The following is a 13,125-nucleotide window of genomic DNA, read 5'->3' as shown; positions in this document are numbered from 1 at the left end:
CGTATGTCGCCCGTGCGCGAGTTCGCGTTCGAGCTGGCGCTGTGTGCCAGCCTCGAAGCCGACGTCGAGGGGGTCGTGAGCCGCCAGCTCGGCACGAGTCTTCACGGCAATCGGGTAATGGACGTCGTTCACGTGGAACCCGGTCCGGGTTTCGACGACCGGGTACGACTCACACCCCACGAGATCCCCGTGGCGGCCATCGAGAGCCGTGTCGGCGTCGGTACGGCGCGCTACTGGAAGGAGTGTTTCGACTGCCATCCCGAACACGCACGGAGCGCCACCGAGCGCGCGCTCGACATCGGCTTTTTCGAACGCGAGAACCACGGAAGCCGCGAGTACGTCCGGCAGACGGCGCGCTATCCCGACGACTGGTTCGGGACGTTGGTGGGAATCGAGAACAAACCGGATCTCGGTACGCCGGGCGACCTCGAATCCCAACTCCGCCGCGACGTGAGCCTCGGACTACTCGATAGCGTGATTCTGGCGACCGCCTCGCACGTGACGGGCGCGCATTTGAACCGGATTCCCGACGCGGTGGGGATCTGGCGGTTCGACCCCGATGGGGGGACTCGTGAAGTGCTGCGCGAGCCGACACCGCTCTCACCGACCGAACCGGGCATCGAGATCGGCACACGAGGAGCGGCGAAGACCGCGATACGGCCGGTGACTGCCGATCAAAAGTCCCGGGCACGCCGGCGCATCGCCGAGCGCGCCTACGGCAAGGGCTGGCGAACTTACGACTTTCCGGGTTGTGCGAGAGTCCAAGACGACGAATTCGCGGGAGCGCGCGGGTTGCCCTACTGCGAGTGGAAGGGACGGTTCGTCCATCCGGCCGCCGAGTGCAGCGCGGACTGTGGGGGTCACGAACCCGCCGACCCACCCGATGTTGACCTCGATGGCGAGCGCGACCGCCGCTCGCCGTGGCTACGGAACCCGGAGCGTCGCCAGCGCCGGCAGGCCGGACTCGGCCGATTTTAGTATATAAGCCGAGACTGTGGTGGTATAGCACACCGCGGAATCGAAGGACACGAGCGACTTTGCCGACCAATTCCGACGCTTTTATATAGAACTCCATTCAATCGGTAGGTGACTATGGCTCAGCAGATGGGTAACCAGCCCCTCATCGTACTCTCGGACGACTCCCAGCGAACCTCTGGGAAGGACGCACAGTCGATGAACATCACCGCGGGTCAGGCGGTCGCCGAAGCGGTTCGGACGACGCTCGGCCCGAAAGGGATGGACAAGATGCTCGTCTCCGACGCGGGCGACGTCGTCGTCACGAACGACGGTGTCACCATTTTGAAAGAGATGGACATCGAGCACCCGGCGGCGAACATGATCGTCGAGGTCGCCGAGACACAGGAAGACGAGGTCGGCGACGGCACGACGACAGCAGTCGTCGAGGCCGGCGAACTCCTCGAAAAGGCCGAGGACCTCCTCGACCAGGACATCCACGCGACGACGCTCGCACAGGGCTACCGTGAGGCCGCCGAAGAGGCCAAGTCGATCCTCGAAGACGTCGCCATCGACGTCGACGAGTCCGACACCGACACCCTCGAACAGATCGCCGCGACGGCGATGACGGGCAAGGGCGCGGAGAGTTCGCGCGACCTGCTCGCCGAACTCGTCGTCAGCGCCGTGACCGCCATCAGCGACGACGAGGGCATCGACACCGACAACATCCAGGTCGAGAAGGCCGTCGGCGGCTCAGTCGACGAGTCCGAGCTCGTCGAGGGCGTCATCGTGGACAAGGAGCGCGTCCACGACAACATGCCCTACTTCAAGGAGGACGCGAACGTCGCGCTGCTCGACAGCGCCCTCGAAGTCAAGGAGACCGAGATCGACGCCGAGGTCAACGTCACCGACCCCGACCAGCTCCAGGAGTTCATGGACCAGGAAGAAGAACAGCTCAAGGAGATGGTCGACCAGCTCGTCGACGTCGGCGCCGACGTTGTCTTCTGTCAGGACGGCATCGACGACATGGCCCAGCACTACCTCGCCCAGGAGGGCATCCTCGCCGTGCGCCGCGCGAAATCCAGCGACATGGGCCGGCTCGCCCGCTCGACGGGCGCGCGCGTCGTCTCGAATCTCGACGATATCGAAGAGTCGGACCTCGGCTTCGCGGGATCGGTCGCCGAGCGCGACATCGCGGGCGATCAGCGCATCTTCGTCGAGGACGTTGAAGACGCCAAAGCGGTCACGCTCATCCTTCGCGGCGGCACCGAACACGTCGTCGACGAGATCGAACGCGCCATCGAGGACTCCCTCGGTGTCGTGCGCGTCACGCTCGAAGACGGCAAGGTCCTCCCCGGCGGCGGCGCACCCGAGACCGAGCTTTCCTTGGGACTGCGTGACTACGCCGACTCCGTCGGTGGGCGCGAACAGCTCGCCGTCGAGGCCTTCGCCGACGCCATCGACATCATCCCGCGCACGCTCGCCGAGAACGCGGGTCTCGACCCCATCGACTCGCTTGTCGACCTCCGCAGCCAGCACGACGGCGGGAGCGACACGATGGGTCTCGATGCCTACACCGGCGACGTCGTCGACATGGAAGAGGACGGTGTCGTCGAACCGCTGCGCGTCAAAACGCAGGCCATCGAGAGTGCAACTGAAGCCGCCGTGATGATTCTCCGTATCGACGACGTCATCGCCGCGGGCGATCTGAAGGGCGGCCAGACCGACGACGGCGACGACGGCGGCCCGCCCGCCGGCGGCGCACCCGGCGGTATGGGTGGCATGGGCGGTATGGGTGGCATGGGCGGTATGGGTGGCATGGGCGGCATGATGTAACCCCACTTTTTGCATCACTCGCGGCCTAACCGGCCGCTCGCTCGCAAAAACTTGGGAAAAAGACCGCAACCGCACTGCGACCCCAACACCGCACCGCTCCACAACTGCACCGCGACCGCTCCGCCGAAGCCCTCGGCGCGCTCCGCGCGCCTCGCCCTTCATCCGCCGAGGGCCGCACCGCGGCCGCAGCCGCACGACATCGACGACGCCAATTCCCGTTTTTGCAGTAGTTAGTCAGCGACGATTTATCCGTGCCGCTCGTTGTTCGCTCGTGACCCACCGCCTTCGCTTCGAGACGCCGGACTACACCGAGTTGGTGCTGGCGGTGGTCGTCGTCTGGGGCGTCTGTGACGGACTCTCGATGGTTCTGGCGGCGGAGTTCGCGGGCGCGCACTTGGAGGCGAACCCGCTCATGCGGGCTTTGCTGGCGACGCCGCCGCTCGCCTTCGTGGTCAAACTCGGTGGCGCAGTGGCTGCGGGGGCGCTCGCGCTCGCCGGCGAGCGCTTCATCACGACCGTCCCGGGCTGGCGCGTCTGGTTCGCCGGTCTCATCGGTGTCGGCATCGCCGTTACGGTGATCAATCTCCTGGTCGCGTTCGCGGTCATCTAATCGGTGGCGAGTTCGAACTGCTCGTGTTCGCTCACGGTGTTGAGCACGATGTTCGTGTTCGATTCGTTGATATCGGGATCGGTGAGGAGGGTCTTGATGCGGTCGTTCATGTCGTCGGTGTCCCTGAACTTCCCGATGGCGACGACGTCGTGGTCGCCGGTCACCTCGTAGACCGACACCATCTGATCGTGTTCGCGCAGGCGCTCGGTGATGTCCGGCAGGGCGCTGCCCTCGACTTTGAGCTGGATGATCGCCGTCACGTCGTAGCCAAGGCCGTCGTAGTCGATGTCCGGCGAATAGCCCCGAATCACGCCGTTCGCTTCGAGATCCGCGAGATGGTTCGACACCGTCGTGACCGAGACGTCGAGGTCGTCGGCGAGGCTTCGCAGACTCGCCCGGCCGTCGTCGAGCAGCGCGTTCACCAGTTCCGTATCCAGGTTCTCGTACGTCATCGCTCCACCTACCCGCCCGGGGAAGTAAAATTTTACGAACATCCATTTTTGCACCGTGATTCAATATTTGCGACGAACAGCAGCGCTTTTATCCTCTGCACTGTCCCATCGAGTAGGCACGAACCATGACAAACGGAACTCCGACACGCGACGGGCCGTCGGCCGAGGCCAGGCGCGTTCTCGAAGCGATAGACGAACACAACGTCGACTTCCTCAGACTCCAGTTCACGGACATCCTCGGAACAGTCAAAAACGTCTCCATTCCGGCCACACAGGCCGAGAAGGCGTTCGTCGAAGGCATCTACTTCGACGGTTCCTCGATCGAGGGGTTCGTCAGGATCCAGGAGTCGGACATGCGGCTCACGCCCGACCCATCGACCTTTGCCGTGCTGCCGTGGCGCGACCGCGACGACGGCACCGCGAGCGCGCGGCTCATCTGCGACGTGATGAACACCTCGACCGGCGAACCGTTCGTCGGCGACCCACGTGGCGTCCTCAAGGGTGCCATCGACCGCGCCGCCGACATGGGCTACGACATCAACGCCGCACCGGAACCCGAGTTCTTCCTGTTCGAACAGGACGAGGACGGGAACGCCACTACCGTGACGAACGACGCGGGCGGCTACTTCGATCTCGCGCCGAAGGACCTCGCCTCGGACGTGCGCCGGGACATCATCTACGGACTCGAGGAGATGGGCTTCGACATCGAGGCCTCCCACCACGAGGTCGCCGCCGGCCAACACGAGATCAACTTCACCTACGACGACGCGCTCACGACTGCCGACAACGTCGCCACCTTTCGGGCCGTGGTGCGCGCCATCGCGGCCGAACACGACCTGCACGCGACGTTCATGCCCAAACCCATCGCGGAGGTCGCCGGTTCGGGCATGCACACCCACCTCTCGCTGTTTTCGGGCGGCGAGAACGCCTTCCACGACGCGGGCGACGAGTTCGATCTGAGCGAGACGGCAAAGCAGTTCCTCGCCGGCGTCCTGGAGCACGCACCCGCCATCACGGCGGTCTGCAACCCCACAGTAAATAGCTACAAACGGCTCGTGCCGGGCTATGAGGCCCCGGTCTACATCGCGTGGTCGGATCGTAATCGCTCCTCGCTCGTGCGCAAACCCGCCGCGCGCACGCCCGCAGCCTCACGGATCGAACTCCGCTCGCCGGACCCCTCCTGTAATCCCTACCTCGCCTTCGCGGCCATGATTCACGCCGGTCTCGACGGTATCGAGCGCGGTCTTTCGGCTCCCAAGCCGGTGCGCGACAACATCTACGAGTTCGACGCCAAACGCCGCGCCGAGCACGGCATCGAGACGCTGCCGACGACGCTCGCCGGCGCGCTCGACGCGCTCGAAGCCGACGAGGTGGTCACCGAGGCCCTCGGCGAACACGTCACCGAGAAGTTCCTCGAAGCCAAGCGCTCGGAGGTCATGGACTACCGCGTGTCGGTCAGCGAGTGGGAGAAGGAGCGCTACCTCGAGACGTTCTGAGTCGGCTCACGCCCACGACCGACCGGGCGCGGCCAGCAACGGCATCGCGATGACGCCAGCGCCGATGGCCGCCCCCGCGAGCGCGGTGGGAACCACGCCGAGCGCAAGCAGATAGACCGCCGCGAACCCGCCGCCGAGCACCGCCGCCCCGACGAGGCCGAACGCGACGCCCATCCGATATTCTTCCGAGAGACGGTCGCCAACGCCTTCCCACGCCACGAGCGCGCCGGCGGTCGCCCCGAGCGCCAGCGCGCTGTCGGGGGTCACCGTTCCGACGAGCGTTCCCGCGGCGACGACGGCGGCCACCCCGAACGCCCGCCGTACCCGTCCGCGGGCGATCGGCAGGACGACGGCGAGGTAGGCCAGTCCGAACCCGACGCCGGCGAGCACGTCGACGAGGTAGTGCACGCCGAGGACGAGCCGTGCGAGACAGACGACGCCGACGACGCCCCCGGCGACGAGCGCGCGCCGGCCGCGCGTGCCGACGTCGAGAACGGCCGCGAGACCGCCCCAGACGACCGTCGCGGTGAGCGCGTGGCCGCTCGGAAAGCCGTAGCCCGTCGCGGTCGCCGCGTTGGCGTAGGCTCCGTGCAAGACCTCGGGCACGTAGCGCAGACCCGACGCCTCGCCGGCCATCGGCGGCCGTGGCAGCGCGAAGAAGCCCTTCAGGACGACGATGAGCGAGAGACCGCCGAACGCGAGTGCGACGAGCAACGCGCCCCGCTCGCGCGGGAGGGAAAGCGGCGAGTGCTCGCCGAACCAGTACAAAAGCGTGAGCAGGCCGAGAACGAACCAGACGTCGGCCAGTTGCGTGAGCAGGGCGAACAGCACCGACAGCGCGTCGGGGAGCGCCCGCAGCGCCTCGGTGACTCCGAGGCCGCGCATCTACGAGCGGAACTCGCGTACTCGCTCGGTGAGCCGTCCCGGCAGGCCGACGGCCGTCCCGACCAGTCCGACGAGGGTCATCAGGACGTACAGTCCGAGCGTCGAGAGCCAGACGACGAGCATGGCGAGGATGGCCCATCCGCCGCTCAGATAGGCGAACGCGCCGACGGTCATCACGGTGCCGTAGAGTAAGACGAGATACGGTCCCCAGCCGCGGACGTGACCACGGCGCTGGCGTTTGCGGACGTACTTCTTCAGATCGTTTTCGAGCGTGTCGCGTTTGATGATGCGGTCTTCGACCTCGTCTGCGAACGCGACGACGTCCTCCCGGAGGGTCTCGACGTCGTCGAGGGTCGCGGTCTCGCCGCCGCTCCGGTCTCCTCGGCGCGTGTCGGTCCCCTCCCGCACCGGCTCGCCGATCTCCTCGGTTTCCTCTGGCTCCTCGCTCATGCTCGTCCCCCCGAGCGCAACTGCGCAGCGAGACCGCTGCCCTTGGAGCGCTCGGTACCGGCCACCCGTCCGGCAAGCACCGCGTTCAACACCACTCCGAGTAGGAGAACCATCCCCGCGAAATACAGAAGCGTCACCAACAGCAACACGCCGCCGAGGACGCCGTAGGCCTCGAACGCCCCGGCGCTGGCCGCGTAGATGCGGAAGGCGATCTGGAGCAGGGTGAACCCGACGGCCCCGAAGACCGCTCCCGGCACCGCCTCGCGGACCGTCACACCGCTTCCGGGCAGAAAGTAATACAGCGGCAAGAGGACGAGCACGAGCGCGAGCAACGTTGCGAGCGTCCCGATGATTGCGACCAGCGAGACGCCGCTGACGACGACCTCGACCGGCCACAGCGAGACCGCCGCCCCGAGACCGACGGCGACGATCGCCCCGAGACCCACCGCCGCGAGCGTGACGACGCCGTTTTTGACCTGATCGACGATACCGCCCGCTTCACGACCGTAGACGCGCGAAAACGCCGTGTCGAGACCGCGAAACAGCTTGAGCGCGCTCCAGAGCAACGCGATCACGCTGACGACCGTCGCCCCCGCCGCCCCGTTCTGGTTGCTGACCGCCCCCTCGACGAGGCGCTGTGCGCTCGTGGGGAGCGAACTCGTCGCGGCGGTCACGATCTCCTCGGCCGTCGACGGATCGACGACGACCGAGACGACGACGAGCAAGAGGAGGAGAAGCGGTATCAACGAGACGAACGCGTAGTAGGCGAGGCTCGCTGCGATGAACGTGATGTCCTTGTCCTGTACCTCCCCGACGAACGTCCGGCCGAAGGAGGTCACGCGCGCGCTGGTACTCACGACCCCGCATTCGACCGACGGGTATATAAATCGGCGGGAAGCCGCTCGTCGTGCGGCGTCCTCGGTGGTCAGTGGTCGACCGGAACCCATCCCTCGTCGGGGTCGGCGCGCTCGGCGAGGGTGGCGTTCAGCGCCGCGCCGACCAGCAGGGCGAACCCGCCCACGTAGAGCCAGACGAGGATCAACAGGACGGCGCTCGCCGCGCCGTAGAGCTGTGGCAGCGTCGATATCGTGGCGTAGTAGCCAAAGAGCGACTGGAGGACGGTCCACGCCGCGGCGGCGACTATCGTTCCCGGCAGTATCTCGCCGAACCCGCTGTCGACGTCCGGCAGGATGTAGTACAGCGGGACGAACACGACCGTGAAGACGGTGAAGACGACGACCGGGCCGAAGGTCTTCCAGAGCCGAGTCTCGACGACGGCCGACAGCACGACGCCGCCGACGACCATCGCCACCACGGCGACGATGACGACGACGAACACGAGCACGACGTCGGCGATCGTCCCCGGAAGCGAGCGCTCGCCGTGAGTACCATAAATACCGCCGAAGGCGGTGTTGAGCGCGCGAAACGTCAGCAGTGCACCCCAGAGCAGGACGACGATACTGAGTGCCGTCGCCCCGCCGTCCGCCGCGCCGAAGACGATCCCGCGCAACAGGGCGGCGTTTTCGGGCACGAGCGTGCGCGTCGCCCGCGTGACGGTCCGCATCGCCAGCGCGTCGCCGCCGAGTGCCGTGACCGCGACCACGACCAACAACAACAGCGGCACCAGCGAGATGAACGCGAAGTACGCGATGCTCGCCGCCGTCAGCACGAGCCGCTCCCGGCGGGCGAGCGCGACCACATCCACGACCACGGCCATGGCGTCGTCGGTCCTCGACACGAACGCGGTTTCGCTGTCGAGACGTAAGTACCGCGCGCGGCACACGGGAAATTCAGAGATATTCTGTCGGGAGCCACTCGGCATCGGGGTCGACGCGGCCGGCGAGCGTCGCGTTCAGCGCCGCCCCGACCAGCAGCGCCAGTCCGCCGACGTACAACCATGTGAGCACCAACAGGACGCCGCCGGCGACGCCGTAGAACTGCACGCTGCTCGACGTCGTCGCGTACAGCCGCACGACGACGGACGATATCGTCCAGACGAACGCCGCGAGCATCGTTCCGGGCAGGATCTCGCCCAGTGTGACGCCATCGACCTCCGGCAGGAGGTAGTAGAGCGGCGCGAAGACGACGACCAGCGTGACGAGCAAAAAGAACGGCGAGAGCACCCGCAGGAGGAGTCGGTCCTTGACGGCGAGTGCGAGCGCCCCGCCGACGACCGCGAGCGCCACAGCCGCGAGCGTGACGGTCACGAACACCACCGCCGCGTCGATGGCTTTATCGACCGGCGATATCGCCTCACGTTCGTCGTAGACCGCCGCGAACGCCCCGTCGAGCGCGCCGAACGTTCTGAGAGCGCTCCACGCGAGGATGACCGCTCCGAGAACCGCCGCGCGAAATCGGCCCTGTGTGTTGGCGAGCAGCGTTTTGGGCACCGAGACGCCACTCGGCAGGACCGTCCCCGATGCCGTCCCCGAGACCTGTGTGAGCAGGCCGTTGCCCAAAAGCGAGAGCGCGATGACCGAGAACAGGAGGAGCGGGACAAGCGCGGTGAAGAGGTAGTACGCGAGGCTCGCGGCCATGAGCGTGATTTGCTCCTGTCTGGCGACCGCGACGACGGTCCTGCCGATCGAGAGTACGCCACTCGTCCACCCCGTCGTATCGGTGCCGGTTCTCACGCCCGTCGGTTCTGGTTCGGCCGATAAGAACCCCACCGACTTCGATGCCGGTCCGCGCCGCTACGCGTTCTCCGTCACCGCTCCGTCTCGGGCGGAACGGTCGCGCGCTCGATTTCCTCGACCGTAGCGTCGGTCTTGAACGCCGTGCCGCCGTAGTGTGCTCGCGAGGCCGCGAAGCCCGCCGCTCGAAGGCGGGCGAGGAACTCGTCCATCGCGCTCGCCGACCGACTCCACTGCTTGCAGAGGCGGTGCTGGTCGTAGTGCGTTGGCCTATCGAGTTCGCCTTCGAGCGTGTCGAGCAGGTCGCGGGCGCGCTCGGCGGTGCCCATCTCGTCGGTGACCTGCTCGCGGACACGGCCGAGAAACTCGTCGTCGTGGACGCGACCGAGCCAGAGCGGGCCGGCGGTGCGCACCCGCCCGCCGCAGGCCGGACACGTTTCCGGGGGATGGGCGATGAGTCCCTCCTCTGTCTCGCGGTGGAGACACGAAAAGCAGTGATGGACGTACCCCAGTTCATCGAGCGCGTCGTTGGCGTCGCTGGCCCGCCGCGACAGCGCGAGATACGTCCGGACGTAGTGGCTCGTCGCGTGGCTCAATACTGGGATGGCGGCGACGTCGTAGCGGGCGGCAGTGCGGACGAGCGCACCGAGGAGGATTCTGAGGCCCATCTCGGCATGGTATTCAGTATTCTGCGGGACGGCGCTGTACGAGCGAATCCCGCTCTCCTTGTGCGCGCCACACAGCGGCGCGGTGTCGGTCGCGGTGACGCAGACGAGGTGGCGCGCGCCCCGGAAGGCGGCGTCGGTGAACGGGATGGGCGTGCCGAAGGGATCGAGATCGACGACGTCGAAGCGCTCCTCGGCGAGCAGCGCGTTCGCGTTGCGAGTCACCACCGTGCCATCGAGATCGTTCCGGTCGAGATTCGTCCGACAGAGGGCGGTCGCGTCGGGGTCGCGGTCACAGAGCGTCGCCGCGTAGCCCTCCCGTGCGGCCCGCACCCCACGGACGCCGCTCGCGGCGTGAGCGTCGAGATACGATTCATAACTGTGGCGCTCGCGGACGGCCCGGAGCACCGCCACCGTGAGGTCGCGGTTGAGTTCCTGTGCGGGGTTGAAGAAGACGTCTTCGCCGACGCCCGCCTCGGGCTGTTCGGGCACCGTGAAATCGAGGCTCCCCTCGGTGACGTGCATATCGCCGGTCGGTCTTCGAGCGCGAAAAGCGGTCTGTCATCGGTTGCGCGATACCGTCCCGAACGAGCCATCGAACCCCGACCAACCACCAAGCCGAACAGCCGAAACAATTACTTCGACAGCAGCGACTCCAGACGACGATGAGGGATTGTGGATCGTTCTAACTCACGCGAGCGTGTAGTGCTCGAAGCGCCGGGCGACGTATCGATAGGCCAGCGGCGGGGCGATGACTCCGAGCGCGAGCGCGGCGGCCGCGCCGACCGCACGGAGCACCGGCGGAGCGATGGCGACCGAGAGGCCGGCGAGACTGGCGACGAACGCGACGATATCCGAGAGGACCGCCCCACCGCCCGGCACCAGCGCGACCACGGCCCCGAGCGCGCCGACGGTCACCACGAGCGTGTAGCAGGCGAAGGCGGTCTTGCTCGGAATCACCACCTCCCGGCTCCGACTCACGCGGACCGTCCCGAAGCGCGGGAATCGTGTGCCGATGGCCAGCGCGAGCACCGGTCCGACGACGGAGAGCAGCGCGCTGGCGGCCGCGAGCGCCAGCCAACGCGATGGCCCAAGAGGACTCAGCAGTCCCGAAAGCGCCGTCACCGCGACGACGAGTGGCAGTCCCAGAGCGCTCACCGCGAGGACGTGTCCGCGGACGAACTGCCCGCCGCGGACGCCCGACGTGAGCGCCAGCGGCAGCAGCGCTCCCTCGTCGCCGAGCGGGTTGAGCGCCGCCGCGCCGACCGCCCACGTGCCATAGAGCGCCAGCAAGACCGGCAGCGACGCGGGAACCGTTCCCGTGGAGAACACCTGCTGGAGCGGCGCGAACAGGAAAAAGAGCGGGTAGGCGACGTAGATGAGCCGTATCGGCGCGCGCTTGGTCCGCCGCCAGATCTTCCGCACGACCGCGCGCGTCGGGCCCGCGGCGATCCGCGAGAGAACCGTGCCATCGGCGTCGCTCTCTTCGTAGGTTCGCGTGCCCGGCTGTGCTCGATCGGCGTACCAGAGCCGCTCGGCCGCGCGCACGTCGATGGCCAACAACACCGGGACGCCGGCCGCGACCAGCGCGAGCGCACCCACGACCCGCACCGGCGAGGGAGCGACACCGGGAACCCCGGCCACGAGCAAGTCGCCGAACCACGCGGTCGGGGAGTCCTGCAACAGGCCGAACAGTTCGACGAGCGCGCGCCCGAACGCCTCCGAGGAGACCGCGGCGAAGTAGGCGAGAAAGGCGACGACAGCGAGGACGGACTTGTATCGCGTGAGCAGTTCGGACTGGCCGACGACGATCTTGATCGCCACGCCAACGACGTGGCCGGCGAGCAGCGCCGTCACGAACACCGCGAGCAGCGCCGCGACGATACTGAGAACGGCCACCGGTGCGCCGATGCCGAGAGCGAACGCCCCCGCCACCGCGACCACCGGCACGGCGGCGACCGACAGCACGCGCGCGGCCTCCGCCAGCACCAATCCCCCGAGAACGTCGGGGGCCGGCACGGTCGTCAACATTCCCGCCTCGGCGTCGATGCGGGCGGTCGTGCCGACGGCGCGCTGGGCGATCAGGGCTACTGGCCCGAGCCACGCGAGCGCGAGCGCGCCGCGCGCACCGTCGAGCACCGGCAAGGCGTCGAGCATCTCCTCGCCCGCGGTGTAGGCGACGTAGCTCCCGCCGACGGTCGGCATGCCCACGAACAGGAGTAGAAAAACCCCGAAACCGAGCAGTTGGGTTCTGTTCCGCAGCATGGCGCGCAGGCTCCGACGGTACTCGACGCGGGCGATGGCGACACTCCGCCGGGGCGTGGGCCAGTTCATCGTGCTTCGGCCGGGGCTTCACTCGTCACGTCGAGGAAGGCGTCTTCGAGCGAGCGCTCCTCTTCGGCACGGTGGGTGAGTCGTTCGGGCGAATCCTCGGCGACCAGCGAGCCGTCGTCGAGCACGCCAACCGTGTCGGCGAGGCGCTCGACCACTGGTAAGATATGCGTCGAGAGGAACACCGTGGTGCCGCCGTCGGTGAGTTCGCCGATGAGGTCGTAGACCGTGCGCGCGGCGCGCGGGTCGAGTCCCGATGTGGGCTCGTCGAGGAAGACGACCGTGGGGTCGTGGACGACCGCCTGAATCAGCGCCGTCTTCTGTTTCATCCCCTTCGAGTACGTTCCCACCCGTTCGTTTGCGTCCTCGGCGAGATCGAACCGTTCGAGCAGCGTCTCGATGTAGTCCTCTCTCTCCATATCGCGGAGACCGGTGACGTAGCGCAGCTGCTCGCGCGCGGTGAGTTCGTCGTACAGTGGCGGCTCCTCGGGCAGAAATCCCATCTCCGGAACCACTTCGTCCCGGTTTGCGATGTCGTGGCCGGCGACGCGGGCCGTCCCGCTCGTCGGGCGCACGAGCGTCGTCAACATCCGCATGGTCGTCGTCTTGCCCGCGCCGTTCGGTCCCAGAAAGCCATACACCGATCCGGCGGGCACGGTGATGTCGACGTCCGAGACCACGGCCGTCTCGTCGAAGCGCTTGGTCAGGCCCTCGGTTTCGATAGCAGGCGGCATGCTAACCGATCAGTCAATCGCTGCAAAAATGTTTTCGTCTGACGCGACCGCGCCGTGAGTATCCACGTCCCCGCCCGAC

General features: G+C 67.3%; 13 protein-coding genes. 4 read left to right on the top strand and 9 right to left on the bottom strand.

Going from position 1 to position 13,125, the window contains the following annotated elements:
- Positions 1–12: 12 nt before the first annotated feature.
- The 3 genes from ACP97_RS09920 (at position 13) to ACP97_RS09910 (ending at position 3,400) form a co-directional block, all read left to right on the top strand.
- Positions 13–978 (top strand): DUF5787 family protein, encoded by a 966-nt coding sequence (locus ACP97_RS09920; RefSeq protein WP_049998474.1) that lies wholly within the window; start codon positions 13–15, stop codon positions 976–978.
- A 126-nt stretch (positions 979–1,104) separates the two neighbouring features.
- Positions 1,105–2,790, top strand: coding sequence for a thermosome subunit alpha (thsA, locus tag ACP97_RS09915; protein WP_049997667.1), 1,686 nt, complete (start codon positions 1,105–1,107; stop codon positions 2,788–2,790).
- 271 nt (positions 2,791–3,061) lie between these two features.
- Entirely contained in the window at positions 3,062–3,400 is a 339-nt protein-coding gene (locus ACP97_RS09910) for a hypothetical protein (RefSeq protein ID WP_049997666.1), read from the top strand.
- On the opposite strand, the gene lrp is transcribed toward ACP97_RS09910, so the two are convergent.
- Positions 3,397–3,852: an HTH-type transcriptional regulator Lrp gene (gene lrp / locus ACP97_RS09905; protein WP_049997665.1), complete on the bottom strand. Its 456-nt coding sequence runs from the start codon at positions 3,850–3,852 to the stop codon at positions 3,397–3,399. The genes ACP97_RS09910 and lrp overlap by 4 nt on opposite strands.
- A gap of 125 nt (positions 3,853–3,977) precedes the next feature.
- On the opposite strand from lrp, the gene glnA reads away from it, so the two are divergent.
- Positions 3,978–5,348 carry a type I glutamate--ammonia ligase gene (gene glnA, locus ACP97_RS09900; RefSeq protein WP_049997664.1) on the top strand — a complete coding sequence of 457 codons (1,371 nt, stop codon included), beginning with the start codon at positions 3,978–3,980 and terminating at the stop codon, positions 5,346–5,348.
- A gap of 6 nt (positions 5,349–5,354) precedes the next feature.
- On the opposite strand, the gene ACP97_RS09895 is transcribed toward glnA, so the two are convergent.
- The 8 genes from ACP97_RS09895 to ACP97_RS09860 form a co-directional block, all read right to left on the bottom strand.
- Positions 5,355–6,233: a phosphatase PAP2 family protein gene (locus tag ACP97_RS09895; protein WP_049997663.1), complete on the bottom strand. Its 879-nt coding sequence runs from the start codon at positions 6,231–6,233 to the stop codon at positions 5,355–5,357.
- Positions 6,234–6,683, bottom strand: coding sequence for a ribonuclease BN (locus ACP97_RS20815; protein ID WP_049997662.1), 450 nt, complete (start codon positions 6,681–6,683; stop codon positions 6,234–6,236).
- Positions 6,680–7,540, bottom strand: a complete 861-nt coding sequence (locus ACP97_RS20810; RefSeq protein ID WP_049997661.1) for a YihY/virulence factor BrkB family protein — start codon at positions 7,538–7,540, stop codon at positions 6,680–6,682. Before ACP97_RS20810 ends, ACP97_RS20815 begins: the two co-directional genes overlap by 4 nt.
- Positions 7,541–7,608: 68 nt before the next feature.
- Positions 7,609–8,400 carry a YihY/virulence factor BrkB family protein gene (locus ACP97_RS09880; RefSeq protein ID WP_237561147.1) on the bottom strand — a complete coding sequence of 264 codons (792 nt, stop codon included), beginning with the start codon at positions 8,398–8,400 and terminating at the stop codon, positions 7,609–7,611.
- Between the two features lie 73 nt (positions 8,401–8,473).
- Complete coding sequence (locus ACP97_RS09875) at positions 8,474–9,352, bottom strand: YihY/virulence factor BrkB family protein (protein ID WP_237561146.1); 879 nt, start codon at positions 9,350–9,352, stop codon at positions 8,474–8,476.
- 38 nt (positions 9,353–9,390) lie between these two features.
- On the bottom strand, positions 9,391–10,506 hold the full coding sequence (locus ACP97_RS09870; RefSeq protein WP_049997659.1) for a tRNA (guanine(26)-N(2))-dimethyltransferase: 1,116 nt from the start codon (positions 10,504–10,506) through the stop codon (positions 9,391–9,393).
- Positions 10,507–10,671: 165 nt separating this feature from the next.
- Complete coding sequence (locus ACP97_RS09865) at positions 10,672–12,315, bottom strand: hypothetical protein (RefSeq protein ID WP_049997658.1); 1,644 nt, start codon at positions 12,313–12,315, stop codon at positions 10,672–10,674.
- The gene (locus ACP97_RS09860; RefSeq protein WP_049997657.1) at positions 12,312–13,046 is read right to left on the bottom strand and encodes an ABC transporter ATP-binding protein; all 735 of its coding nucleotides are present in this window, start codon (positions 13,044–13,046) and stop codon (positions 12,312–12,314) included. The genes ACP97_RS09865 and ACP97_RS09860 overlap by 4 nt, the downstream gene beginning before the upstream one ends.
- Between the last annotated feature and the right edge of the window lie 79 nt (positions 13,047–13,125).

The sequence above is a fragment of the Halococcus sediminicola genome (assembly GCF_000755245.1).
Taxonomy (GTDB): domain Archaea; phylum Halobacteriota; class Halobacteria; order Halobacteriales; family Halococcaceae; genus Halococcus; species Halococcus sediminicola.
Note: the sequence above shows the minus strand (reverse complement) of the source record. Positions and strands in the feature narration are given on the sequence as shown.